Origin of the sequence: Aminivibrio sp. (assembly GCF_016756745.1) — a bacterium.
Classification (GTDB): domain Bacteria; phylum Synergistota; class Synergistia; order Synergistales; family Aminobacteriaceae; genus Aminivibrio.
In genome coordinates this window covers 18614-43116 of sequence record NZ_JAESIH010000047.1, presented here as the reverse complement: position 1 = coordinate 43116, position 24503 = coordinate 18614, and the positions used below count along the sequence as shown (strand labels likewise).

Below are 24503 nucleotides of genomic sequence, written 5' to 3'. Positions count from 1 at the left end.
TCAGCTGAAGCTTGACCAGTCAAAGCCTTCCTTGGGGTTATCGATGGACCTCCGGAGCTGCATCATCGGCATGCCCACCACGATGACGCCCGATCCCGGGTCCACGGTGTACCGTTCCCGGTCATGTTCCTCGTCGTACCCCATGACCGTGTTCGGTGGGATGATGTTATGGCTGTCGATGATCACCCGCCGCAGCCTGCAGTTCTCGCCTACCACGACTCCTTCGCCGATGATGGATTCCTCCACCGAGGAGCCGGGCATGATGACGCAGTTCCGGGAAAGAACCGACGATTCCACGGTGGCCCCGAGCACCCTGCTGCCTTCCGCCGAGAGGGTGCTCTGCACGCTGCAGGCGTAGCCCTTCACGGGGCAGACATAGGACGGGGGATCGGCATAGGAGACGGTCCGTATGGCCCATTGGGGGTTGTAGAAGGTCATCTCCGAGTCGTACTTCAGCAGGTCCATGTGGGCCTCCCAGTAGGTCCGAATGGTTCCCACGTCCTTCCAGTAGGGCTTGTCCTCCCTCCAGAAGGAGGATGTTTCCTTTCCGGGAAGGACATTGGTGGAGAAGTCGTACGCAAAGACCCTGGATGTCCCGACGAGCTTCGGGATGATGTCCCTTCCGAAATCGTGGCTCGTGGGCAGCTTGGAGTCCTCGATGATGGATTCTTCCAGGATCTCCCGCTCGAAGATGTAATTGCCCATGGAAACGTAGGTGAAACCCGGGGTTCCCGGAATCTCCGGCGGGTTCTCCGGCTTTTCCAGGAACCCGACGATCCGCCCGGTCTCGTCCGTGTCGATGCATCCGAAGGCTGATGCTTCCGAGGTTGGAACCACGTTGGCCGCCACGGTGATGTCTGCGCCCTTGTTGATGTGGTAGGCCAGCATCTGGTCAACGTCCATTTTGTAAACGTGGTCCGCCGCGAAGATGGCCACCCGATCGGCGTCGTAGAGGGTCACCAGATGAAGGTTCTGGTAGACCGCGTCCGCCGTTCCCTGGAACCAGTGCTCTCCTCTCCACATCTGGGCGGGAACGAGAGTGATGAAGAAATCACGGCCCCGGAGGGCACCGCCGAACTGCCACCCCCGCTCGATGTGCTCGTTCAAGGAATGGCTTTTGAACTGGACAAGAACATAAATGGAAAAAATGCCGCTGTTGACCAGGTTGGAAAGCGCAAAATCAATGATCCTGTATTTCGCCGCGAAGTGGACCGCAGGTTTCGCCCTGTATTTAGTCAGAGGCATGAGCCGTTCGCCTTTGCCTCCCGCCAGGACGATGCCCAGGGTGCGGCCGTACTTGCCTACCTGCATGGAGCATACCCCCTTCGACTGTTGTTGGATTCTCGGTTCGGAGATTCTTTTTTCTTCCGCGCCGGGCGGTCGTCACGAAAGAAGAGATTCGTACAGTTTACGGTAGAGGGGAGCGGAGCGGCTCCAGGAAAAGTCGGCGTTCATTCCCCTCAGAACGAGCTTTTTCATCGTCCCGTCGTCCCGGTATACTTCGAGGGCTCTGGAGAGAGCCGCCAGGAGGTCAAGAGGGGTGTACCCGGAGAAGAGGAAGCCGTTCCCCTCCGGAGTGCCGTGATCGAAAACGGTGTCCCGGAGGCCGCCCACGGCCCGGACGATTGGTACCGTGCCGTACCGGAGGGAAATGAGCTGGGACAGGCCGCAGGGTTCAAAACGGGACGGCATGAGGAAAAAGTCCCCTCCCCCGTAGGCAAGGTGGGCAAGGGTTTCATCATAGCCTCTGAAGACGAATAGCGAATCGGGGAAACGGGCGGCCGCGTTCTCGGCCGCTTCTTCATATTCGGTCTGCCCCGAGCCGACGAGAAACAGGCGGCAGTCCATTCCGGCAAGCTTTTCGAGGGCTGGCAGAAGGATGGGAAAGCCCTTCTGTTCCACCATTCTTCCAACGAAAACGACCAAGGGCCGTCCATCGTCCTCCCAACCCGCTCTTTCAAGCAGTTTTCTTTTGCAGACGGCTTTTCCCGACAGATCGGCGGGAGAATACCGTTCCGGAAGAAGAGGGTCCGTCCGGGGGTCCCAGTAGCGGTCGTCAAGACCGTTCAGTATTCCGGTGACCTTGCCGGAAAGACTCTTCAAGAGCCCTCCCAGTCCTTCTCCGCCGGCTTCGGTCTGTATTTCCTTCGCATAGCCGGGGCTTACCGTGGTGACGGCATCGCATGCGACCAGGGCGCCTTTCATCAGGTTCGCCATGCCGAAATATTCCATTCCTTCCACCCGGGCTGCTTCATCCCGTATGCCCCAGTCGCCGAGGGATTCAAGGGGAAGAATCCCCTGGTGGGCCAGATTGTGGATGGTGAAGACCGTTTTGTAGGCACCCCCGGAGGCTCCGAAATGGACATGCCACCTCAGTGCCGCCGGAAGAGGCGCTGTTCCCCAGTCGTGGCAGTGGATTATGTCCGGTTTCCACAATGCCGCTGAGGGAAGGTCCAGGGCGGCGAGGGAGAGAAAAAGGAAGGGGACGACCGTTTCGGGAGTAAGATTCGCCGGATAGACGGATTTTCCGAAGAGCGACGGCTCTTCCAACAGGTATGCCACCATGCCGGGACCGGAGCATTTCCAGACCGTTCCCCGGTAAATCTTCCAGCGAATGACGGCCTCGACCTTCCGGGAGATCTTCGTAAGGGTGAAGCCCTGTTCTCTCGCCCTGTCGAGCGTTCCCTCCCAGGCCGGGGTGAGCAGTCTGCAGTCAGTCCCGCTCTCCCGCAGTGCCGCCGGAAGAGACCCGGCCACGTCGCCGAGCCCTCCCACCTTGCTGAAGGGCACCGCTTCGGGACTGACGTGAAGAATCTTCGGCCTTCCGCTTCCCTGCTCTGTGGTCATGAGCCTCACATCCCCCGGAAAGTGATGTTGTATGCCTTTTCGCAGTACTCCCGTACCACCCTGTGTGTATTGAAAAAGCTGCCGTTGAGGGCTATGGTCCGCTGCATCATCCAGATCCACTTTTCCCGGTTGTTGTAGTAGGTGGGTATTATTTTCTTCTCCAGCTTGTCGTAGAGGTCGATGGCATCGAGAGATTCGTCGTAGTGCATCATGTCGGACTCGCTGGGTTCGGGACCCACGGACCAGCCCGTCACGTCCTCCAGCCACCCTTCGATCCACCAGCCGTCGAGGACCGAGAAGTTCATCACGCCGTTCAGGGCGCACTTCATTCCGCTTGTTCCCGAGGCCTCTCTCGGGCGGATGGGTGTGTTCAGCCACAGGTCCACTCCCTGGGTTATGAGGGCTCCCTTATCCATGTCGTAGTTTTCGAGGAAGACAATGGGAATCATTTCGTCCACCTTCTGGGACGCGGTGAGAAGTCTCTGGAGAACGGCCTTTCCTCCGTCGTCCCTGGGGTGGGCCTTGCCGGCGAAGACAAACTGGATCTTTCCCGCCCCCACTTCCATGAGCCGTTTGATGTTCGACAGCACCAGGTCGGCCCTCTTGTACTGAGCCGCCCTCCGGGCAAAGCCGATGGTGAGGACGTCGGGTTCGAGCTGGCGGCCGGTCTGCTCCATGACCCCTGCCAGGAGGCGCATCTTGGATGCCTGGTGGGCGTTCCAGATCTCCTCGGGAGGCATCTTCACCGCCTGGACGAGCCTTCCGGGATCGTGTTCCCATCCTGGGATATAGGTATTGAAAAGCCGTTGAATACCGCTGCTGACCCACGTCCTGGGGTGGACACCGTTGGTCACCCAGTCGATCTCCGGCATGTTGAACATTTTCCGGCTGACTTCGGCATGTTTTTTAGATACGGCGTTCACGTACCGACTGAAGCGGATGCCCAGTTCGGTCATGGAAACACCGTCGGCGTTGGGGAGCATTCTCTTCAGGTTGGAGAGTGCCTCCTGGGAGATGACCCTGTCCACCAGGTCGAAGCGGAAGAAATCGTGTCCTGCCGGAACGGGGGTATGGGTGGTGAAGATCACCTGCTCCCGGATCTTCTCGGGGTCGTAGTACCCCTGCTCCCTCATGAGCTCCAGGGTGAGGAACCCCGCATGCCCCTCGTTCATGTGGAAGGTTTCGATGTTCTTGTAGCCCAGGTCCCGGAGCATCCGCAGGCCACCCACCCCCAGGACCATCTCCTGGCAGAGCCGGTAGAGCTGGTCTCCGCCGTAAAGGTACCAGGTAAGCTTGCGGTCGTCGGGGTGATTGTTGTCGAAGTCCGTGTCCAGGAAGTAGACCGGAAGAGGGTAGCCGCCGCCTCCGATGATCTCGTACCGCCACACCCGCACGTAAACTTCCCGGTTCTGAAGGGTCAGGGAGACCTGGTTCGGAAGAAGGGTCAGTTCCTGGGCCGGCTGCCAGAGCACCGGTTTTTCCGTCTGCCATCCGTCGGCGTTGAAGGACTGCTCGAAATATCCTTTACGGTAGAGAAGTGTGAGTCCTACCATGGGGACACCAAGGTCCGCCGCGCTCTTCAGGATGTCGCCCGCCAGGATGCCCAGGCCTCCCGAGTAGGTGGGAAGAGACTCTTTTATTCCTATTTCCATGGAAAGATAGGCCACCGGCCGGAAGGCGGGGTCGTTTTCCACAAGTTTTCGTATGGAGCTGCCCAGTTCTCTCTGGTGCATGGATGTCATGATGAGAATGATTCCCCCTCTCTTTACTGTTTCAATATTACCAGAAAGTCTCCTCTTCTTGAAGAGAAGGGACTCTATTTTCCTAAATCCGCAAATTCTTCAGGCAGAGGGAGTGTCGCCGGGGAGGGCACCTGAGGGAAGAGAAAACGACACGGATGTCGGTTTCACAGGCAGGCAGCCGGCGAAGGCAGGGAGCCGCGGGACTCGCCCGGGCAGTTGCCACGAACGACAATCCGCACTTTCCGCCCAAGTGGTCTCCGGTGACGCTCCTCGCTGGGGTGCGGATTCAGGATTTTCTTCCGTAGATGCCCGCAAGGTTCGCCATCCTTTGGGAGAGCCCCACGGAGAGGTGTTCCTGGCGGGCCTTCCATTCCCAGTTCCCCGAGGGAACCGAAGGTGTGTTCATTCTTCCCTCCGAGCCCAGCCCCAGATAGTCCTGGAGCGGTACCACTGCCCGCTCCGCCACCGATGAAAGGACGAGCCGGATGACCGTGTCCGCGGCGCTTACACCGTCGGCGGAACGGCCGGTGTACTCCAGGAATGTCCGCCGTTCGTTCTCGGAGGCGTCTTCGGAATACCATCCTTCGATGGTGTTGTTGTCGTGAGTTCCCGTATAGGCGGCCAGTTTCCGCCGGTAGTTGTGAGGGATATGGGGATTGTCCCTCATTCCGCCGCCGAAGGCGAAAAGAACCACCGCCATGCCGGGAAATCCCATGGACTCCATGGCTTCCGTGACGTCGGGGGTGATCACCCCCAGGTTTTCCGCCAGGAAGGGCAGGGAGGGGAGTTCCTTCCTGACGGTGCTGAAAAAATCCTCCGATGGGACCGGCCTCCATGTCCCTCTCTCGGCGGTCCTGTCCCCGAAAGGAACGGCCCAATAGGCGAGGAGCCCCCTGAAATGGTCGATTCTTACCATATCGAACAGGGAGAGGGAATGGCGAAGTCTCCGGATCCACCAGGAGAAACCGTTCTTTTTCAGTGCGTTCCAGTTGTAAAGGGGGTTTCCCCAGAGCTGCCCCGTTTCGCTGAAATAGTCGGGGGGCACCCCTGCCACCTCGGTGGGCAGAAGCTCCCCGTCAAGGCAAAAAAAGGACTGATGGGACCAAACGTCGGCGCTGTCGTAGTTCACATAGATGGGAAGGTCGCCGATGAGTTCCACTCCCGCTTCCCGGCATTTTTCCCGGAGGCTCTTCATCTGGGAGAAAAAAATGTACTGGGTGAACCGGAGATAGTCCAGCTCGCACCGGAGATCACCGGAGACTTCCCGCAGGGCTTTTTTGTCCCTTGCGCGGATCTTCTCCGGCCAGCCGTTCCAGAGAGCGCCCTTGTAGAGTCCCTTGAGGGCGGTGAACAGGACGTAGTCTTCGAGCCAGTACTCCTGTTCCCTGAGGAAGACCCGGTATTCTTCCCCCGGGGAAAAACGGGAAAAGGCGAGCCGCAGGATGCCCTCCTTGAACTCCCTCGCCGGGCCGTAGTCTACCTGGTCCTCAGGAAAGGCGGGATGACCGGAAAGTTCGTCCCTGAGGAGCAACCCCCCCGCGACAAGATCATCCGGGGAAATGCACAGGGGATTGCCCGCGAAGGCCGACGGGGAGCTGTACGGCGAATTGCCGAGGGCGCCGTCCGTCACGGTGAGAGGGAGGACCTGCCAGATGGCCTGCCCGGAACGGGAAAGAAAGTCAACGAAATCATGGGCCGGCTTTCCCAGGTCTCCCGATCCGTACCCTCCGGGAAGGGACGGGACGGGGAGAAGGATGCCGCATGCTCTGTTCAAAAAAACACCTCCGTAGTCGGTTTGTCGCTCTCAGTGCCATTCTACACCAGGAAGACGGCCCATCTCCGCCTTCCGGGACAGAGTCATCCTAAATCCGCAAATTTTTCAGGCAGAGGGAGTGTCGCCGGGCACAGCGCCCGGGCCGAGAAACCGACACGGATGTCGGTTTCAGGTGCAGTTGTCAAGGACGACAATCTGCACCGGCGGCCCAAGCGAGCACCGGTGACACTCCCGCTGCCTGCGGATTTAGGGTCATGATATATAATTGACAAAAATGTAATGGGAAGGGAGTATCCCGATGGTCCGTTCAGTATGCATTCACGGTCATTTCTACCAGCCCCCCAGGGAAAACCCCTGGATCGGGGAGATCGAGATACAGGAATCAGCCGCTCCATGGCACGACTGGAACGAACGGGTCGCGGCGGAGTGCTACGGCCCGAACGGGGCCGCGAGAATCCTCGATGACGAGGGATGGATCCGGAGCATTGTCAACAACTATTCCCGCATCAGCTTCAATTTCGGGCCGACTCTCCTTTCCTGGATGGAGAGAAAACGCCCCGACATCTACGAGGCTGTTCTGCGGGCGGACGGGCTGGGGATCGCGAGATTCTCCGGCCACGGACCCGCCCTCGCCCAGGTGTATAACCACATGATCCTCCCCCTGGCAAACAGAAGGGACAAGGAAACCCAGGTCATCTGGGGGATGGAGGATTTCCGGGCCCGCTTCGGCAGGGACCCCGAGGGTATGTGGCTCGCCGAGACCGCCGTCGATACGGAGACCCTGGAAGTCCTGGCCGAAAACGGCGTCTCCTTCACCATTCTCGCTCCCCGCCAGGCCGCAGCCGTAAGACATGCGGGCAAAGAAGACTGGATCGACGTCACGGGAGAACGGGTGGATGTCTTTCGGCCATATCGCTGCCCTCTTCCGTCGGGAAAATCCATGGTCCTGTTTTTCTACCACGGCGGCATCGCCCAGCAGGTGGCCTTTGGTGAAACGCTCCGGAACGGAAGTGCCTTCGCCTCCATGCTGCTGGATTCCGTCCTGGCCTCTCCCGCCAAATTTCCCCTTCTCTCCGTGGCCACCGACGGCGAGACCTTCGGCCACCATCACAAGTACGGGGACATGGCTCTCGCCTACTGCCTCGACAGGCTCGAACGGAGCGATCGCGTGAATCTTACCATTTACGGCGAATATCTGGAAAAGCACCCCCCCACAGACGAGGTCAGGATAGCCGAAAACTCCTCCTGGAGCTGCGTGCACGGTGTCGAGCGGTGGCGGAGCGACTGCGGCTGTTCCGCCCATTCCAGGGCGGGCTGGAGTCAGGGGTGGAGAAAACCCCTGAGAGAAGCCCTGGACGGCCTTCGGGACACGCTTTCTCCTCTTTTTTCTGAAGAGGGGAGATCGGTACTTCCTGACCCTTACGGGGCCAGGAACAGGTATGTATCCGTCCTGCCCGGAAGGGACGGCGACAAGGTCCGGGAATTCCTCGAGGGAGAAGCGGGACGGCCCCTGTCCCGGGAAGAGCTTGTCCGGTCGGTTTCCCTGCTGGAGATGGAGCGAAACCTCATGCTCATGTACACCAGCTGCGGCTGGTTCTTCGACGAGATTTCCGGTATAGAAACTCTTCAGGTGATGGCTTACGCCGCGAGGGCCCTTGAATTGGGGGAGCGGCTTTTTCCGGCCCGGGATTTTCGAACCCCCTTCATGACGAAGCTTGCCGAGGCCAGAAGCAACATCGCCGAATTCCGGGACGGCCGGAGAATTTTCGACATCTTCGTCGAACCCCTCCGGGCGGACCTGCTTCGGGCAGGGGCTCATTTCGCCGTTTCCTGTCTTTTTGTCCCGGGGGAACAAAAAGCCTGTTCCCCTGAACTGTGTGCCTTTTCCTCCTACCGTATTTCCGGGTGTTCCGTCGAGCGAAAGGAAAGCGGGAACAACAGGTACGCTCTCGGGTACCTCAGGATCATGTCCGAGACCACCTTCGAGGAGGATGATCTCTTCGTGGCGGCACTCTACCGGGGCGGAAAGGATGTCCTGTGCGGGGTGGCCCGGAAAACCGCTCCGGCGGACGGAAACGGAGTGCGGGAAAGAATAGAGGCCACCCTGAGGGGCGGGGACGAACAGGCCCTGGTCGAGTTCTTCGGTCATAATGTTTACTCTCTCAGGCACCTTTTCAAGGACGAACAGCGGAGGATCCTTACCCTCATCATCTCCGAGGACGTGGCCGCCGTTACTGACATGCTCCGGAAGACGGTCAGGGATTATTCTGAAGTCCTTTCCTTCCTTGCGACCCTCTCCATGCCCGCACCGGAAGCCTTCCGGAGCGCCGCTGAGGTGGTGCTGAACGACGACCTGCGGAAAGCCTTGGAAAGCCTTCACCTGGACTTTATTTTCCTGGAGCGGAGGGTGACGGATGCCGAAACCTGGGGAATTTCCCTTGACCTGGAGACCCTGCGTCATACTGCCGCCCGGCGTCTCGAGGAATTCCTGGCCAGGCTCGGGGAGGCGCCGGAGAACCGGGCTGTCCTCGAGGAACTCCATGCCCTGCTCTCCTTTCTTGAAAGGAGAAAGTGGGATGTGAATCTCTGGGAGGTGCAGAATCTGTTCGCGAAGATCCTGAACGGCAACCGGGAGATTGCTCCGGAAACGTCGGAATTGTATAAAGGCATTTCGGCCATGCTCAAGGTCAGGCCCGAGAGCGGCGCCTCGGATTTTTTCCCTCCTCCCCCCGCCTGGAGAAACCGCCGGTAGAAACCGGGAACCCAGGGAAAGGTCTTTACCGTCCCCTGGTCCGGGGGCCCAAGCGAGCACCGGGGACTCCCCCCTCTGCCTGAAAAACCTGCGGATTTGGGGCCGCAAGCACCGTCTGGACTGAAAGAGTAAAGTGTGGAAGAATGGAACCGGTTCCTCCGGAAAACCGGCGGAAAAAAATCCCATATCGTTCTGAAGGAGGTAGTGAAGATGAAGTTCCGAAGGTTTGCGGTGCTTTTTATGGTCGCAGTGTTCTGCCTGGCGGTTCCTTTCGGGGCCGAGGCTGCCCTGGAGGTCAAAATGTCCTACAACGGCCCGGCGGACGCTGAAAACAACGCTGTGCACTTTTTCGCGGAAAACTTCGCCAAACTGGTTGCCGAGGGGACCGGCGGCGAAGTGGTTGTGAAGCTCTTCCCGGACAGCCAGCTCGGGAACGAGGAAGAGCGCATGGAACTGCTCTCGAAGCAGGGAATGAACCAACCCATCATCAATGTGGCTTCCTTTGCCGGAGTTGCGCCGGTCTTCCCGGAAATCTACGCTTCCGCCATACCATTCATGTTCAACAACTACAAGGCTGCTCACTTCTTCTTCGATGAAAGCCGGTACTGGAACAGGGCGAAGGAAGAGTTCCACAAGCGCACCGGCGCCTATCTCCTCGAAGCCGTGGAGGAGGGAGGCTTCCTCGCCTTCTCGAACAACAAGAAGGAAATCCGCTCCCCCGAAGACTTCAAGGGACTGAAATTCCGCGGCATGGACGAAGGCCAGATCATTCTGTACAAGTCCTTCGGTGCCAGCGGAACCCCCATCCCGTGGACGGAACTCTACATGGCCCTCAAGACCGGCGTGGTGGACGGCCAGATGAACCCTGCCATGTACATCAAGATGGGAAGTCTTTATGAAGTGCAGAAATACCTCACCCTGGCCAACATCCAGTATTCCGACCAGTTCCTGGTAATCAACGGCGATTTCCTCGATTCACTCACGCCGGAGCACAAGGCGGCCGTCATCGAGGCAGGGAAAAAGGCCAACGCCCTGAACCGAGAGGCCATGGCCGATCAGGACAAAAAGGATATCGATTTCCTTGTTGAAAAAGGCATGGTCGCCTACGCACCCACGAACGAAGAAATGGACGCTTTCCGTGCTGCCGGCCAGCCCGCTTACGTGGAATGGCTGAAGTCCAAGGCTGGTGAGGATTGGCTCAACCTCGCCCTCGAGTGTGCGAAGAACGCGAACGAGAAGGCGAAATAGCGTCGTCATGGAACCCGCCCGTCACCCTGAGCAAAAAAGGAGCGGTCTCGCCCGCTGGACCCGCAGGCTTGAGCGGATCAGCGCATGGACTGCCTGTTTTCTCCTGCTGGTCAATGTCGGCGACATTCTCCTCGGCATTTTCTGCCGCTATGTGCTGAAAAGCTCCATCATCTGGACCGAAGAAGTGGCCCGTTTCTCTCTCGTATGGATGGTGATGATGGGCGCCCTGGGTGCGGCGGTGAAGGGGGACCACATGGTCATCGACTTTGTGGTCCCCCGCTTTCCCGCTGCACTGCGGAGATTCGTCGAGTGGGGGCGCTTCCTGCTTGCTGTCGGTATCCTGTCCCTCATGATCCGGCTCGGATGGGTCAACGCCGTCCAGATCTGGGACATGAAAACCATGGCACTGAACATTCCCAAGACCATCCCCCTGCTCTCAATACCCGTGGGCTTCGCCCTTCTTCTTGCCGGAACGGTCCTCATGCATCTGCAGACCGTAGGAAGGAGGTGAGGGAATGGGCCTGTCCATGCTGTTCGCCTTTCTGATTCTCATGATTCTCGGCGTTCCCCTTTACCTTTCCCTGCTCTCCACGTCCCTCTTCGGCATCGTGATGCTGGGAGACCTGTCCCTTCTCAGGGTCATGAGCCAGCAGTTTTTCGGAGGGATGGATGTCTTCTCCCTAATGGCCATTCCGTTTTTCATCCTTGCGGGCATCCTTATGAACCGATCCGGCCTCACCGACCGCCTTCTTGACTTCAGCAGGCTCCTTGTGGGTTCGGTCAGGGGCGGCCTCGGCTACGTCAACGTGGTGGGGGGGATCATCCTCGCAGGCGTTAACGGCTCCGCCGCGGCGGACGCCTCGGCTCTCGGCTCCATCCTCATCCCTGCCATGGTGAAGGACGGCTTCTCTCCTCCCTATGCGGCTGGACTCACGGCAGGAAGTGCCCTCATCGGTCCGATCATCCCGCCGAGCATCTTCATGATCATCTACGCCACCATGACCAACACCTCCATCGGAGGACTGTTCGCTGCGGGGATCCTTCCCGGGGTTGCCCTCGGCGGGGCTTTCATGGCCATGAACTATGTCTATTCCCACAGGTACCAGGTTCCCGTGGCGGATTTCGCCGATGTCCGGAAACGGAAAAAAGAGATCCTCGTCCGTTCTCTGGTGGCCCTTTTCGCCCCCGTGATCATCGTCGGGGGAATCGTCACCGGGATCGTCACCCCCACCGAATCGGGAGCGCTGGCGGTGGGGTACTGCCTTCTGGCCGGGCTTTTCTACACCAGGCAGCTCACGATGACGGCTCTGGCGGAATCATTTTATGAGACGGTGAGGCTTTCCAGCTCCATCTTTCTCATCATGGGAGCAGCCACAGTCATCGGGTGGCTCCTCAAATGGGAGCAGGTCCCCCAGAAGTTCGCCTCCCTCATCCTCCAGGCGGGACTGCTGGACAAGCCGTGGCTTCTCATGATCGTGCTGAGCGCTATCATCTTCCCCGTCGGCATGTTCATGGAAGAAGTTTCCACCCTGGCCCTCCTTACCCCCATCTTTGCTCCTATAGCTCTGAAGGCGGGGATCGACCCCTTTCATTTCGGCGTGGTCATGACCCTCAACGTCACCATCGCCCTTATAACGCCCCCCATGGGAGCGTGCAACTATATTGTCGCCGCCGTGGGCAGGGTGAAGCTGGCGGACGTGTTCGTCCACATCTGGCCCTTCATCGGCGTGGCCCTTCTTGTGCTGCTGGTCATCATTTCGTTCCCGCCGCTGACCACACTGCTTCCGCGGCTGCTGAATCTCTGAGGGAAGGAGCAGGAGAATGAACCACCCCTATCAGGATATACCGATTTGTCTGCCGGATACCTTTTCATGGGATGCTTCCCGGCGGATACCAGTGGAGGAGAACGGTGAACCCCTCGTTTCTGCGGGCTACCTTCCGGAGAAAATCCTGGCGAGTCCCCAGTATTACATTCACGGCGTCGAGGGGGCGATTCCAGAGTGTTTTGTCCGACGCTCGGTGCTTGTGCGCCTGAGCAGCGCAGCTGACCTGTTGCCCCAGGGGTGCCGGTTGGTCCTGCTCGACTGCTGGAGGCCCAGGGCGGTGCAGACCTCTCTTTTCCAGAAATTCAGGTCCGAACTGAGGGAGAAGATGCCCCTGCTCGACGACCAGGAAATCTCCACGCTGGCCTCCCAGTTCGTGGCGAAGCCCTCCGTATCCCCCGCCCATCCCTCCCCTCATGTCACGGGGGGAGCCGTGGACCTGACCATCGTGGATGAATCGGGCCTCTGTATCCCTATGGGCACGGAATTCGACGAAACTACGGACAGGTCGGCCACAGATTATTTCGAGAGGAAACTGGCGGCGAAGGAGCGGATGACCGCAGCGGAAGAGGAGGCTCTCTCCAACAGGAGACTGCTGTATGCCGTCATGACCAGGGCCGGTTTCACGAATTATCCGGACGAGTGGTGGCATTACGATTACGGCAACCAGAGCTGGGCGCTGCTCAGGGGGGAAAAAACGGCCCCTTACGGCGCCGCCGAACCGCCATTTCGCTGGAAGTCCCTATAACGGCTTTTTTCAAAACGTCGCTCTTTCGGCCGGAGGCATTTTGCCTCCGGCCTTTTCTGCCCCTCCCCCCGGCAAACCCCGGCGGGGGGGAGGGGCAGAAAGTGACTTGAAAAAAAACACGACAGAGCGTATATTGCAAAGAAGAATCGGTATTGTCTGAATAAACAATGCTGAAAGGGGACGACGACCATGAGGGGTAGGTTTGTGCTTAAGGACGACGACATCTACAAGATGCCGGTGCATTTCGGGGGAGCCCCATTCACTCCCGTGCGGACCGTCTACGGCGATATGACGGGGATTACCGTCATCTTTGAAACGGACCCGGAAGCTCTCCTGTCCATTCTACCGGAGGATTTCGAACTCCTTGCCCCCATGGTGAACGTACAGTTCGCCAATGCGCGGGAAGTCGACTGGATGTCCGGCGGCGAGTACCGGCTCATCCAGGTGTCTTCTCCCGTCAGGTACCTGGGAAATGACGAGGGACTGGAGGGGGAATACGTTTTTGTCATTTGGGAGAACAAGGCATGCCCCATCCTGGGAGGGCGCGAGGAGGACGGCATGCCGAAAATCTACGCCGACATCGCCTCGGAACGCCATTACGGGGAAGAGTGGTTCACTGCGGCGAGCTACGAGTCCCATACGTTTCTCTCCCTCGAGTTTTCGAGAAAGGAAGAACAGGGAGAAGCTGAAATTTGGCAGATCAACACCCGGTCAAAGGTAAACTATTTCGGTTGGAGGTACCTTCCCAACCTGGGGAAAGGAGGGGCTTCCCTGAGCCATGCCACTCTCTATCCCCAGGAAATGACCGTGAAGAAAGGCTGGAAAGGGGAGGGGCGGTTGCTCTGGACACCTCCCGACTGGTGGAAACATCCCCTGCAGGCGCGGATCATCAGTACCCTTGCCTCCCTTCCCGTGCTGAAGATGGCAGGAGGGACCATGGTCAAGGGCGTCGCACGGCTGAACGTGGGTGATTCGAGAAGACTGCCGTAAGAAAGGGGAGACTGCATTATGGGCGGATACTATGAAAACAAGGTGGCTGCCGTCACGGGGGCCGCTTCGGGACTGGGGCTGGGCATCACCGAGAGCTTGCTGGCCAGGGGCGCAAGGGCCGTTTTTATGGGCGACCTCAAGGAGGAAAACCTCGCCCGTGAGTCGGACAGGTTGAACGCCGAATACCCCGGGAGGGTTTTTCCCGTCCTGACGGATGTCACAAAGCTCGACGAGGTAAAAAAGCTGGTGGGTGACGCGAGGGATTTTGACGGACATCTCGATTTCCTCTTCAACAATGCAGGGGTGGGAATGACCCTCCCCACGGAGCAGATTACTTTCGAGATCTGGAAATTCGTTGTGGACCTCAACCTGATGGGCGTGGTCTACGGAACCTACAGCGCCATCCCCATCATGCGGGAGCAGGGCTTCGGTCATATCGTCAATACCGGGTCCATCACCGGCCGGATTCCGGTACCCTATCAGGCGGTGTATGCCGCCACCAAGAGCGCCGTCATATCCATGACGGAAAGCCTCAATTACGAGCTGGAAAACGAAAATCTCCGGTTCAGCGTCTTCTGCCCCGCCAACGTCCGGACGGCGATCTTCGGCGATATGACCCCTCCGCCTGACTCCATAAGTGTGGAGGAGGCAGTGGAATACATTTTCGCCGAAATGGAGAAAAAATCGGTGGTGATCGTGCTTCCCCAGGCGGCCCGGGATTTCGATGTCCTTTACAGGACGAAGAAGGACGTGTTCGACGAGTTTGCCCGGAAGCTGGCTGATGAGCGGAGGGAGAACTACAGGACGAAGGGAACCTATTATTGAGGATCACCCCCGGAATGAGTGCATCGGTGGGTGCATGAAAAAACGAGAGGAGCCCTTTCGGAGGTTCCCCTCGTTCCGTCCACGGGAGCCTACCGGAAAAGGGATGCGAGTATTCCGGCGAACAAAAGGGCTGGAAGCATGTTGACCGCCTTGACCCTTTTGATCTCCAGTATGGAGAGACCGATGCCGAGAAGAAGGAGGCCGCCCACGGCGCTCACCTCGTCGATGACTGGCTGGGTCATCACGGTCTGCACCGTCCCCGCAAGAAAGGTCATCCCCCCCTGGTAGAGCAGCACCGGAAGGGCCGAGAACACGATCCCCGGTCCCATGGAGGCGGCCATGGCAGCGGACGCCATGCCGTCCATGAGCGACTTGGTGACGAAGAGCCTCGGAAACTCTCCCATGCCTTCCTCGATAGCCCCGAGAATGGCCATGGAGCCGACGCAGAAGAGAAGGGATGAGGCAATGAAGGCCTCGGTGAACTTTTCGTTCTTCGAGCGGATTTTTACCTTCGTCCATTCCCCCAGCCTGTTCAGTCCCTTCTCGAGGTTTAGGTATTCCCCGAGAAGGGAACCTCCGACGATGCTGAAAGCCATGACGAGAAAGCTCTGGGTGCGCTGAGCCATAAAAACGCCGAGAAACAGGGTCAGAAGTCCCAGTCCCTGGAAGGTTATGGCTACGAACCTCTGGGGAAGGCGCGAGTGAAGAACCAGCCCCGCAAGGGAGCCGATCACGATGGCAAGGGCGTTCAGAACGCTTCCCGAGGCCGGGACATGGGCAAAAAAGAAATCCATGATAATTGAATCCTCCTGTACTTTCCAGCAGATAGTGAAGGAAGGGAATCAGTCCCTTTCCTCCCGGAAAAATGGCGTTCCCAGGGAAGCCGGGGCTCCGAAAATGATGCCCTTTCCCTTTTTTATCGAGATGAAGAGAAGCACGCCGATGGTCATGAGATAGGGAAGCATCATCAGCACCGGGGTGGGAATGGTGGTTCCGGCTGTCTGGATGCGAAGCTGGAAGGCTTCCACGCCCCCGAAGAGATAGGCGCCGAGGGCCGCCCGGGCAGGATTCCAGATGGCGAAAATGACCAGCGCTACGGCAATCCATCCTCGTCCCGCAGTCATCAGTTCCCCCCACATCTTTGTATAAGCCAGGGACATGTAGGCTCCTCCCACGGCCACGATGCCCGCCCCCGCCAGAGTATAGAAGTACCGGGTCTTCGCCACGGAAATGCCCATGGCGTCCGCCGCCCTCGGGTTGTCTCCCACTGCCCGAAGGTAGAGCCCGGGCCGGGTGGAGGAATAGAACCAGCAGAAGAAGATCACCAGGCCGTAGGAGCAGTAGGTCAGGGCGTCGTGAGAAAAGAAGACGGGACCGATCACCGGGATGTCGGCGAGGATGGGGACGCTGATCCGGGGAAGCCCGGGAATGGTGAAGCCGACGAAGTTCCTTCCGAGGAGGGAGCTTGCTCCCGTACCGAACATGGCCAGAGCGAGGCCGCTGACCACCTGGTTGCCCTTCAGGGAAACGCAGATGAAAGCATGGACAAGGCCCATGAGAGCCCCCACGAGAAAGGCCGCCGCCACGCCGAGCCATGCGCTGCCTGTGGAATAGGCGGCGGAAAAGCCGGTGTAGGCCCCCATGAGCATGATGCCTTCAAGGCCGAGGTTGAGGATTCCTCCCTTTTCCGTGAGAATCTCCCCCAGGGTGGCGTAGAGAATGGGGGTTCCGCTCCTGACCGCGGCGGTGAGGATGGGGATGATCATTTCCATGTTATGCTCCCTCCTTGCGGGGAGTGTCTTTCGCCGGAATGATCCTCAGGGTGTATTTCCGGAAGAACTCACCGCCGAGGACGAAGAACAGGATCAGGCCCTGAAACACCATGACGCTCGAGAGAGGGAGCCGCATGACGATCTGGAGCGTCTCGCCCCCCACGAGCAGAATGCCCATGAGGAAAGAGACGAAAATGATGGCGATGGGATGGAGACGGGCGAGCCAGGCAACGATGATGGCGGTGAAGCCGTAGCCGCCCGAGAAGCCGTGCTGGAGCCTGCCCTGGAGCCCGGAAAGCTCGCACATCCCGGCGATTCCCGCTATGGCGCCGGAAATGAACATGACGAGGACCACGTTCTTCAGGTAATTCATCCCTGCGAATCCCGCCGCTTTCGGGTTCTCTCCCATGACCCGGATTTCATACCCCCACCGGGTAAACTTCAGGATAACCCAGAAAAGAAGGGGGAGAATAATCGCAAGGACGAGTCCCCCGTGAATGCGGGTGCCCCAGAAGACAGGCAGCCTGGCTGAATCGGGGAAGGGAGGCGTCATGGGAAATCCAAGGCTCGAGGGGTCTCTCCACGGGCCGAAGACGAAATAGTTGAGGAAGTTCATGGCCACGTAGTTGAGCATCAGGGTGGTGATAATCTCGTTGACGTTCCACTTCGCCCTGAAATAACCAGCTATGGCCGCCCATATGCCCCCCGCCGCCGCCGCCGCAAGAAACATGAGCAGGAGCATGACGATCTTGTTGTCGGTATAGAAGAACCTGACCATTGCAGTGGCGGCAATGGCTCCCATGAAAATCTGCCCTTCCGCGCCGATATTCCAGATGAGCATGGTGAAGGAAAGCATGACGGCGATGCCTGCCATGATCAGCGGGATGGCCTTTACCACCGTTTCACTGATTCCGTAGGCATCCCCGAGGGCCGATGTGAGAATGGCCCGGTACGCCTGGAGAGGGGAAACGCCCATGAAAAAGAGGAACACTCCTCCCGAGAGAATGGCGGCGGCAAGGGAGAAAAAGGGGATGGCGACGGACAGTTTCCATGTCGAGGTCAGCCGGGGTTCGACTTTGATTCTCACCGGACGGTCCCTCCGTCGCGTTTTTCCAGTTCCTCAAGGGGTGTCCCCGCCATCATCAGGCCGATGGTTTCCACCGGCACAGATGACGGGTTGTCGAGAATGCCCATGATTTCCCCCTTGCACATCACGGCGAGCCTGTCGCTCAGGGCGAGAAGTTCATCCAGGTCCTCGGACACGAGGAGCACTGCCCCACCCCTTTCACGGTGACACAGAAGCTGTTCCCTGACAAACTTGGTTGCGGCCACGTCGAGCCCCCAGGTGGGATGGACGGCGAGCAGGGCGACGGGGGAGTCGCTTAGTTCCCTGCCGAGCATGAGTTTCTGCAGGTTTCCCCCGGAGAGGTTGCGGACGGGAGTTTCTATGGACGGCGTACTCACGTTGAACCTGGAGACAAGCTCCCTGGCGAAGGAAAACACTTCCTTCCAGTTCAGGAAGGGCCCCCGGGAGACGGGGGGGATCCAATAGCGCTTCAGAATGGAGTTCTCGCTCACGTTCATGTTGGGAACAAGGCCCGTTCCCTTTCTGTCGGCGGGTATGTAATGGACGCCCTGCCGGATGAAATCCTTCGGCAGGGCGTTGGTCATCTCCCGGCCGTTGACATGAATGGTTCCCGATTCGACTTTCCGCAGGCCCACGAGAGTTTCGCACAGTTCCTGCTGTCCGTTCCCCGCGACTCCCGCTATGCCGAGGATCTCCCTCCGGCGCACAAGGAACGTGGCATGGTTTACGGCGGGGAAGCCTCTGTCTCCAAGAGCGCAGACGGAGGCGCATTCAAGTACCGGGTCGCCTGGTTCCAGAGGGGGCTTGCTTACGGTATAGACCATTTTCTGTCCCACCATCATTTCCGCGAGCTGCTCCTTGGAGGTGGAGGCAGTCTCCACCGTGCCGACGAGCTTCCCCTTCCGGAGGATGGTCACTCTCTGCGAAAGGCCCATGACCTCGTCCATCTTGTGGGAGATGAAGACCACGCCATGCCCCTCGGAGGTCATCTGCCGCACGGTCTCGAAGAGGAGCTCCGCCTCCTGGGGGGTGAGCACCGCCGTGGGCTCGTCGAGGATAAGGATGTTCGCCTGGCGGAAGAGCATCTGGAGAATGGCCACCCGCTGCTGCTCCCCGATGGAGAGCTGCCAGATACCGGCGTCGGGGTCCACCATGAGGCCGTATCTCGACGAGAGGGAGACGATTTTGTCCCGGATGTCGTTCTTCGGCAGAATACAGGGGAGACCGTCGAGGCCGAGGATCATGTTCTCCCACACCGTCTGGCTGGGAATGAGCATGAAGTGCTGGTGGACCATGCCGATCCCGGCTTTCCGGGCGTCCCCTGGGGATGCGAAGGCAGTCTCGTTCCCGTCGATGAAGAGAGAGCCGCTGTCCGGGCGGTACAGGCCGTAGAGAATGTTCATGAGCGTGGATTTCCCTGCGCCGTTTTCTCCGAGCAGAGCGTGGACTTCTCCCGGGCGCACGTCGAAATCCACCTCGTGGTTTGCCGTTACACCGGCGAACCGCTTCGTGATCTTTTTCATGCGTACCAGCGGCTGGCGTTGATTCATCCCATTTCCTCCTTGTGTTCTGAATGACGGAGGGCGAAAAAAAGGGCGCGGAAATTCGCGCCCTCAAGAATCTCCCGACCATTATGATACAAAAGATCGGTCTATTTGGGTATATCTCCCTTCACACCCTCGACGAACCAGTTCATGGAGAGCAATTCGGCGTCGGTCATGGCGGTTCCCCCGGGAACCCTCACCGTTCCGCCCTGGTCCTTCACCGGGCCGTGGAACACGTCCCACCCGCCGGTTATGATTTTCGCCTTTTCGTCTTCCACGAGCTTCTTCACGGAATCCGGCACATCCTTGCCGTAGGGGGCAAGGTCGACCATGCCTTCCTTGAGACCGATCCAGATCTGCTCGGATTTCCATGTGCCGTCAACGACCTGCCGGATGGTGTCCCTGTACACGATGCCCCAGTTCCAGATGGGGGCGGTGAGATGCTTCGTGGGGGCATAATTGCTCATGTCGTTGTTGTAGCCCACCACGTAGACACCGGCCTCTTCTGCGGCCTGGGGTGCGGCGCCCGTGTCGGCGTGCATACCGAGAACGTCCGCCCCTGCGTCAATGAGGGCCTTGGCGGCTTCCTTTTCCTTGCCGGGATCGAGCCAGGAGAAGATCCAGATAACCCTGACTTCCGCGTTGGGGTTGGCCTTCCGTACGCCGAGGGTGAAGGCGTTGATGCCCCGGATGACTTCGGGGATGGGATAGGCCGCCACGTAGCCTATGACATTCTTCTTCGTCATGCTCCCCGCCACGAGGCCGGAGAGGTACCGCGCCTGGTACATTCTTCCGAAGTAGGTCCCCACGTTTTCGGCAACCTTGTAGCCGGAGCAGTGCATGAAAATGATCTCGGGGTACTTCTTTGCCACTTCAAGGACGAAATCCATGTGGCCGAAGGAGTTGGCGAAAACCACCTTCGAGCCGTTCCTCACGAGGGTCTCCATGACCCTGGACGCATCGGGGCCTTCCGGGACCGATTCCACGTAGACGGATTTCAGCCCGGGGAACGCCTCTTCCATGAAGAGCCTCCCCTTGTCGTGCATGAAGGTGTATCCGCCGTCGCCTATGGGCCCTATGTAAATAAATCCGGGATTGATCTTTTCCACCGGGATCGGCGGAAAAGCGGCGAATGCCGCGCTGCAGAAAACGAAACCGACCGCGAGAGCGAGAAGCACAGAAAATCTCTTCACGTTTTCTACCTCCCTGTTAAATGTGGGTCAACTGCCCAAGGTTATTATACATTGCCGGCGGAGATTTAGGGGGTGCCCCTCTTCTTTTTTTCTCCTTCGGTCATGTTACAATAATAGCTCCTGATTTTTCGGCGAGGAGGAATGTTCGGCGTGTCCAGCGAACGGTATCACAAAACATACCCCATTTCATGGGAGCAGATCCACAGGGACTGCAAGGCTCTTGCCTGGAGGCTGGTGGGGTTGGCCAAATGGGAGAGAATCATAGGCATCGCCCGGGGAGGGCTTGTCCCCGCCGCTATCATCGCCAGAGAACTGGATATACGTCTGGTGGACACGGTCTGTGTGTCAAGCTACACCATCCGGAACCAGGGGGAAATATCCGTTCTCAAGGAGATTCGGGGGGACGGGGAGGAATGGCTCATCATCGACGACCTGGTTGATACGGGCAAAACGGCCAGGGTCGTCCGGGAAATGTTGCCGAAGGCCCATTTCGCCGCCGTCTACGCCAAACCGGAAGGGCGGCCCTTCGTTGACACGTTCATCACCGAAGTCAGCCAGGACACGTGGATCCTCTTCCCGTGGGACGCCGAAACCTCTTACGTCAAGCCAATAGCTGAACAGCAGTAAAAAAAGGAACAGGGGAAGAAATTCCCCCTGTTCCTTCATACATACCGGAATCAACTTTCTCAGGCAAGGAGGTCGATGTTCTGCCCTACGCCCATGCTCTGCATCATCTGGGCGAGCATGTCCTTCTGGAGGTCAGTCACCTGCTTCAATACAGAGTACTGAACAGCAAGCTGAACATCCTGTGCCGCGGAACCCCGGGACGCAACGGAAATACCTTCCATTCAGTTTCCCCCCCCGCTTTTCTTTTCCATGATTATATCACACCGGAGTGCCCCCGAAAAAAAAAGAGGGTATCCTAAATCCGCTAATTTTTCAGGCAGAGGGAATGTCGCCGGGCATAAGGTGAATTCGCCCTCCCCAGGGGCGAAGAGATTATCCCCTGGGGAGGGCGCCTGAGGTGAGAGAAACCGACACGGATGTCGGTTTCACAGGCAGGCAACCGGCGAACGCAGGGAGCCGCGGGACTCGCCTGGGCAGTTGTCAAGGACGACAATCTGCACCCCCCGCCCAAGCGTTCCCCGGTGACACTCCCCGCTGCCTGCGGATTTAGGGGTATAATCAGGAACGTCTATTTTATCTATGGGAAGGCGGGGTTCATGTGCACTATTTAAACTACGCTTTTTTCCTTCTTCTCTGGGGATGGATCCTCTCCGGAGGATACGTGCGGTACGTAGTCCCGCTCATAGGCTCCGTTTTCACCACCCTCGAATCCCTGGAAGAAAGCGGGCAGATCTTTCACCGGGTTCTTGCCTTTCTGGTGAAAATCGTCCTGACCGTCGCCCAGGCCTATGTGCTCGGCATCTGGTCCGCTTACTGCGTACTCCGAACCATGGTCTTCCTTCTTGAGCCCGGCACGAACGGCTGGCTGTATTATATTTCCGCATTCATCATCTGCGAAGGAATCCTGGGGATCGTGGCGAAACGGGAACCCTACCGCGGGCTTCTTTCTGTTTTTCATTCCGCCATGGCCATGGGGTTTTTCGTCATATTCGCCCTGAACCCCTATTTTCTTGCCTCCGTCTATCCGTGGCTTCCGCCCCTGATGAAGTTTCCCATAGGCTGAGCCTCCCTGCCGCCAATCAGGCCTTCGAGCTGCCGGCGGGATCTCCCTTCGGTGGGACGATACAGACGAATTCAAGGGGGCCCTCGCCCGTATTGGTGAAATTATGATCCGCGCCGGGCGGGACATGGGCCCAGCATCCGCCTTCGAGCTGGTAAACTGTCCCGTCTATTTTCGCTTCGCAGGAGCCGCCCATGATAAGGACATAATGGGGCCAGTCATGAGCGTGGAAGGGGGTCTGGGCTCCCTTTTCCACGGTAAAAAATCGGGCAACGTAATCGTCCCAGAATTTTCCCGGCGCGAAGACGATCCGCCGCTCGATTCCCGCCGGCTGGACCGCGTCGTCAGCCTTGGGGATATCTCTCAGCCTTCCGGCGTTGCATTTGGAACATGTCATGAGGTTCACGCTCCCTGGGTAAAATGAATTTCTTCCCTTCTCCCTGAAGGGGAAGGAAACACACAAGATGGTACCATGGGGGGGTGTCCCTGTCCAGAAAGGCGGAGGTGCCCTAAATCCGCACCCCGGCGGGGAGCGTCGCCGGGACTCGCTTGGGCGGGGGGTGCAGATTGTCGCCTTTGACAACTGCCCAAGCGAGTCCCGCGGCTCCCTGCGTTCGCCGGCTGCCTGCCTGTGAAACCGACATCCGTGTCGGTTTTTCTCACCTCAGGCGCCCTCCCCCAGGGGCCTCTCCGCAAAGAGCGCGGAGCGAGATCTCTTCGCCCCTGGGGAGTGTCACCGGGGAACGCTTGGGCGGGGGGTGCAGATTGTCGTCCTTGACAACTGCACCTGAAACCGACATCCGTGTCGGTTTCTCGGCCCGGGCGCTGTGCCCGGCGACATTCCCTCTGCCTGAAAAATTAGCGGATTTAGGTTAGGGGGAAATACTTGCAAATATCATCCCATTGTCTATAATGCTTTATCACAATGGGACGTTGGTTTCATATATTCTGCATCAGGAATGGGAGGAAAGCAGTATGAAGAAAATCGCAGCGGTTTTATCGGTCGTTTTTCTTTTCCTGGTTCTAGCGGCATCGTCCGCGCCGGCCGCCGACATCAAGCTGGCCCACGTGGTGAACGAAAACGACGCTTTCCACGTATGCGCCCTCAAATTCAAGGAACTCGTGGAGGCCGGGAGCAAGGGTGAACTGACGGTCACCATTTACCCCAACGCGAAGCTCGGCGACGAGAGGAACCTTCTCGAGAGCATGCGCATGGGCGTGGTGGACTCCGCCATTATCACCGGCGGTCCCATCATCAACTTCATGCCCAAGTTCGGCGTGTTCGACCTTCCCTTCCTTTTCTCCACCCCAGAGCAGGCGTACAAAGTTCTGGACGGGGACATCGGCAGGGGAATGCTTGCCGATATGGAAGCTCTCGGGTGGAAGGGCCTTGCCTACGGAGAGAGGGGGTTCCGAAACCTCACCAACAGCAAGAAACCGGTCAACGTTCCTGAAGATATGAAGGGCCTGAAGATCAGGCTTATGCAGAACCCCGTGTACGTGGACTCCTTCAAGGCCCTCGGAGCGAACGCCGTTCCCATGGCCTGGACCGAGGCCCTCACCGCCCTCCAGCAGGGGACCATCGACGGACAGGAAAACCCCCTGAACGTCATCGTGTCCTTCAACCTCTTCGAGTCCCAAAAGTACCTTGCCCTGACGCGGCATGCATACGCCCCCAGCGTGATCATGATGAGCATGCGCACCTGGAACAAACTTTCCCCGGAGCACCAGAAGCTCGTCCAGGAGTCAGCCCAGACCGCCGCTGAACATAACAGGGCCTACGACAACGAAAAGGAAGCCGAATGGCTTCAGTTCCTCAAGGACAAGGGAATGGAAGTTACCGAGCCCGATCTCTCCCTGTTCAGGGAGGCTGTCAAGCCCGTATACGAAAAATACGGAGAGCAGTTCGGCAAAGAACTTGTCGAGGCCGTCCTAGCCGTGAAATAGGCGCCGGCAGGAATGGAACGGAATAGCAGCGATGCAGGAGGCGAGACGAAGCGCTCGCCTCTTCTCCGATTAAGCGACGCAGTGAATACGGTCAGCGAGGTCGTCCTCTTCGGAATGATTCTCGCCATGGTTGGCGTAACAACCCTCCAGATAGTCTGCCGTATCTTTTTCGACGCCCTCATCTGGTCCGAAGAGCTCACTACTTATCTTCTCGTTGCCTCGTCCCTTCTCGGCGCGGCCGTGGGTTTCAAAAAAGGGTCCCACATCGCCGTCACTTTTCTGGTCAACAAACTCCCGGAAGGGCCAAGGAAAGCCGTTTCAATGTTCGTCCAGTGCGTGAGCGTGTTTTTCTTTGCCGTGGTGGCCTTCTACGGAGCCGAGCTCATGAAGAGCGAGGCCATGCAGACTACACCGGCCATGGGAATTTCCATGACATGGATTTATCTCATGTACCCCGTGATAGGGGGCATCATTCTGCTACATCTCGTCGCCGGCTTCGGCGGCATCCTGGGGAGGCGCTGACC

22 protein-coding genes are annotated in these 24503 nt (G+C 58.5%); 11 read left to right on the top strand and 11 right to left on the bottom strand.

Features of this window, described 5'->3' with window-relative positions:
• From glgC to malQ, 4 genes are all read right to left on the bottom strand, one after another.
• Window positions 1–1311, bottom strand: coding sequence for a glucose-1-phosphate adenylyltransferase (glgC, locus tag JMJ95_RS07015; protein WP_290683978.1), 1311 nt, complete (start codon window positions 1309–1311; stop codon window positions 1–3).
• Window positions 1312–1383: 72 nt separating this feature from the next.
• Entirely contained in the window at window positions 1384–2847 is a 1464-nt protein-coding gene (locus JMJ95_RS07010) for a glycogen synthase (RefSeq protein ID WP_290683976.1), read from the bottom strand.
• A 5-nt stretch (window positions 2848–2852) separates the two neighbouring features.
• Window positions 2853–4589: an alpha-glucan family phosphorylase gene (gene glgP, locus JMJ95_RS07005; RefSeq protein WP_290683974.1), complete on the bottom strand. Its 1737-nt coding sequence runs from the start codon at window positions 4587–4589 to the stop codon at window positions 2853–2855.
• A gap of 286 nt (window positions 4590–4875) precedes the next feature.
• Window positions 4876–6363, bottom strand: a complete 1488-nt coding sequence (malQ, locus tag JMJ95_RS07000; protein ID WP_290683972.1) for a 4-alpha-glucanotransferase — start codon at window positions 6361–6363, stop codon at window positions 4876–4878.
• Window positions 6364–6661: 298 nt separating this feature from the next.
• Here malQ and JMJ95_RS06995 point away from each other — a divergent pair, with 298 nt between their 5' ends.
• From JMJ95_RS06995 to JMJ95_RS06965, 7 genes are all read left to right on the top strand, one after another.
• Complete coding sequence (locus JMJ95_RS06995) at window positions 6662–9115, top strand: DUF3536 domain-containing protein (protein WP_290683970.1); 2454 nt, start codon at window positions 6662–6664, stop codon at window positions 9113–9115.
• 210 nt (window positions 9116–9325) lie between these two features.
• Window positions 9326–10363, top strand: coding sequence for a TRAP transporter substrate-binding protein DctP (gene dctP / locus JMJ95_RS06990; RefSeq protein ID WP_290683968.1), 1038 nt, complete (start codon window positions 9326–9328; stop codon window positions 10361–10363).
• 7 nt (window positions 10364–10370) lie between these two features.
• Complete coding sequence (locus tag JMJ95_RS06985; protein ID WP_290683967.1) at window positions 10371–10874, top strand: TRAP transporter small permease; 504 nt, start codon at window positions 10371–10373, stop codon at window positions 10872–10874.
• Between the two features lie 4 nt (window positions 10875–10878).
• A complete protein-coding gene (locus tag JMJ95_RS06980; RefSeq protein ID WP_290683966.1) occupies window positions 10879–12168 on the top strand; it encodes a TRAP transporter large permease in 1290 nt (429 codons plus the stop codon).
• A gap of 16 nt (window positions 12169–12184) precedes the next feature.
• Window positions 12185–12934, top strand: coding sequence for a M15 family metallopeptidase (locus JMJ95_RS06975; RefSeq protein ID WP_290683965.1), 750 nt, complete (start codon window positions 12185–12187; stop codon window positions 12932–12934).
• Between the two features lie 189 nt (window positions 12935–13123).
• The gene (locus tag JMJ95_RS06970) at window positions 13124–13924 is read left to right on the top strand and encodes an acetoacetate decarboxylase family protein (RefSeq protein WP_290683964.1); all 801 of its coding nucleotides are present in this window, start codon (window positions 13124–13126) and stop codon (window positions 13922–13924) included.
• 18 nt (window positions 13925–13942) lie between these two features.
• On the top strand, window positions 13943–14749 hold the full coding sequence (locus tag JMJ95_RS06965) for an SDR family oxidoreductase (protein WP_290683963.1): 807 nt from the start codon (window positions 13943–13945) through the stop codon (window positions 14747–14749).
• Between the two features lie 89 nt (window positions 14750–14838).
• Here the strand turns inward: JMJ95_RS06965 and JMJ95_RS06960 are convergent, their stop codons facing one another.
• The 5 genes from JMJ95_RS06960 to JMJ95_RS06940 form a co-directional block, all read right to left on the bottom strand.
• Window positions 14839–15543 (bottom strand): DUF554 domain-containing protein, encoded by a 705-nt coding sequence (locus JMJ95_RS06960; RefSeq protein WP_290683962.1) that lies wholly within the window; start codon window positions 15541–15543, stop codon window positions 14839–14841.
• Window positions 15544–15591: 48 nt separating this feature from the next.
• Entirely contained in the window at window positions 15592–16521 is a 930-nt protein-coding gene (locus JMJ95_RS06955) for an ABC transporter permease (protein ID WP_290683961.1), read from the bottom strand.
• Between the two features lies 1 nt (window position 16522).
• On the bottom strand, window positions 16523–17608 hold the full coding sequence (locus JMJ95_RS06950) for an ABC transporter permease (RefSeq protein ID WP_290683960.1): 1086 nt from the start codon (window positions 17606–17608) through the stop codon (window positions 16523–16525).
• A complete protein-coding gene (locus tag JMJ95_RS06945; protein ID WP_290683959.1) occupies window positions 17605–19158 on the bottom strand; it encodes an ABC transporter ATP-binding protein in 1554 nt (517 codons plus the stop codon). Before JMJ95_RS06945 ends, JMJ95_RS06950 begins: the two co-directional genes overlap by 4 nt.
• A gap of 101 nt (window positions 19159–19259) precedes the next feature.
• On the bottom strand, window positions 19260–20345 hold the full coding sequence (locus JMJ95_RS06940; protein ID WP_290683958.1) for a BMP family ABC transporter substrate-binding protein: 1086 nt from the start codon (window positions 20343–20345) through the stop codon (window positions 19260–19262).
• A 141-nt stretch (window positions 20346–20486) separates the two neighbouring features.
• Here JMJ95_RS06940 and gpt point away from each other — a divergent pair, with 141 nt between their 5' ends.
• Window positions 20487–20972, top strand: coding sequence for a xanthine phosphoribosyltransferase (gene gpt, locus JMJ95_RS06935; RefSeq protein WP_290683957.1), 486 nt, complete (start codon window positions 20487–20489; stop codon window positions 20970–20972).
• 59 nt (window positions 20973–21031) lie between these two features.
• Here the strand turns inward: gpt and JMJ95_RS06930 are convergent, their stop codons facing one another.
• The gene (locus tag JMJ95_RS06930) at window positions 21032–21193 is read right to left on the bottom strand and encodes a hypothetical protein (protein WP_290683956.1); all 162 of its coding nucleotides are present in this window, start codon (window positions 21191–21193) and stop codon (window positions 21032–21034) included.
• Window positions 21194–21570: 377 nt separating this feature from the next.
• Between JMJ95_RS06930 and JMJ95_RS06925 the strand changes: the two genes are divergently transcribed.
• Entirely contained in the window at window positions 21571–22035 is a 465-nt protein-coding gene (locus tag JMJ95_RS06925) for a hypothetical protein (protein ID WP_290683955.1), read from the top strand.
• Window positions 22036–22051: 16 nt separating this feature from the next.
• Here JMJ95_RS06925 and JMJ95_RS06920 read toward each other — a convergent pair whose 3' ends face one another.
• Window positions 22052–22429: a cupin domain-containing protein gene (locus JMJ95_RS06920; RefSeq protein ID WP_290683954.1), complete on the bottom strand. Its 378-nt coding sequence runs from the start codon at window positions 22427–22429 to the stop codon at window positions 22052–22054.
• A 578-nt stretch (window positions 22430–23007) separates the two neighbouring features.
• On the opposite strand from JMJ95_RS06920, the gene JMJ95_RS06915 reads away from it, so the two are divergent.
• Window positions 23008–23979 (top strand): TRAP transporter substrate-binding protein, encoded by a 972-nt coding sequence (locus JMJ95_RS06915; protein WP_290683953.1) that lies wholly within the window; start codon window positions 23008–23010, stop codon window positions 23977–23979.
• 12 nt (window positions 23980–23991) lie between these two features.
• Window positions 23992–24501 (top strand): TRAP transporter small permease, encoded by a 510-nt coding sequence (locus tag JMJ95_RS06910; RefSeq protein WP_290683952.1) that lies wholly within the window; start codon window positions 23992–23994, stop codon window positions 24499–24501.
• Window positions 24502–24503 lie beyond the last annotated feature (2 nt).

Coding starts and splice junctions, on each gene's coding strand:
- glgC (WP_290683978.1), bottom strand. CDS start 1,311: ATGCAGGTAGGCAAGTACGGCCGCACCCTGGGCATCGTCCTGGCGGGA.
- JMJ95_RS07010 (WP_290683976.1), bottom strand. CDS start 2,847: ATGACCACAGAGCAGGGAAGCGGAAGGCCGAAGATTCTTCACGTCAGT.
- glgP (WP_290683974.1), bottom strand. CDS start 4,589: ATGACATCCATGCACCAGAGAGAACTGGGCAGCTCCATACGAAAACTT.
- JMJ95_RS06995 (WP_290683970.1), top strand. CDS start 6,662: ATGGTCCGTTCAGTATGCATTCACGGTCATTTCTACCAGCCCCCCAGG.
- dctP (WP_290683968.1), top strand. CDS start 9,326: ATGAAGTTCCGAAGGTTTGCGGTGCTTTTTATGGTCGCAGTGTTCTGC.
- JMJ95_RS06985 (WP_290683967.1), top strand. CDS start 10,371: ATGGAACCCGCCCGTCACCCTGAGCAAAAAAGGAGCGGTCTCGCCCGC.
- JMJ95_RS06980 (WP_290683966.1), top strand. CDS start 10,879: ATGGGCCTGTCCATGCTGTTCGCCTTTCTGATTCTCATGATTCTCGGC.
- JMJ95_RS06975 (WP_290683965.1), top strand. CDS start 12,185: ATGAACCACCCCTATCAGGATATACCGATTTGTCTGCCGGATACCTTT.
- JMJ95_RS06970 (WP_290683964.1), top strand. CDS start 13,124: ATGAGGGGTAGGTTTGTGCTTAAGGACGACGACATCTACAAGATGCCG.
- JMJ95_RS06965 (WP_290683963.1), top strand. CDS start 13,943: ATGGGCGGATACTATGAAAACAAGGTGGCTGCCGTCACGGGGGCCGCT.
- JMJ95_RS06960 (WP_290683962.1), bottom strand. CDS start 15,543: ATGGATTTCTTTTTTGCCCATGTCCCGGCCTCGGGAAGCGTTCTGAAC.
- JMJ95_RS06955 (WP_290683961.1), bottom strand. CDS start 16,521: ATGGAAATGATCATCCCCATCCTCACCGCCGCGGTCAGGAGCGGAACC.
- JMJ95_RS06945 (WP_290683959.1), bottom strand. CDS start 19,158: ATGAATCAACGCCAGCCGCTGGTACGCATGAAAAAGATCACGAAGCGG.
- gpt (WP_290683957.1), top strand. CDS start 20,487: ATGTTCGGCGTGTCCAGCGAACGGTATCACAAAACATACCCCATTTCA.
- JMJ95_RS06930 (WP_290683956.1), bottom strand. CDS start 21,193: ATGGAAGGTATTTCCGTTGCGTCCCGGGGTTCCGCGGCACAGGATGTT.
- JMJ95_RS06920 (WP_290683954.1), bottom strand. CDS start 22,429: ATGACATGTTCCAAATGCAACGCCGGAAGGCTGAGAGATATCCCCAAG.
- JMJ95_RS06915 (WP_290683953.1), top strand. CDS start 23,008: ATGAAGAAAATCGCAGCGGTTTTATCGGTCGTTTTTCTTTTCCTGGTT.
- JMJ95_RS06910 (WP_290683952.1), top strand. CDS start 23,992: ATGGAACGGAATAGCAGCGATGCAGGAGGCGAGACGAAGCGCTCGCCT.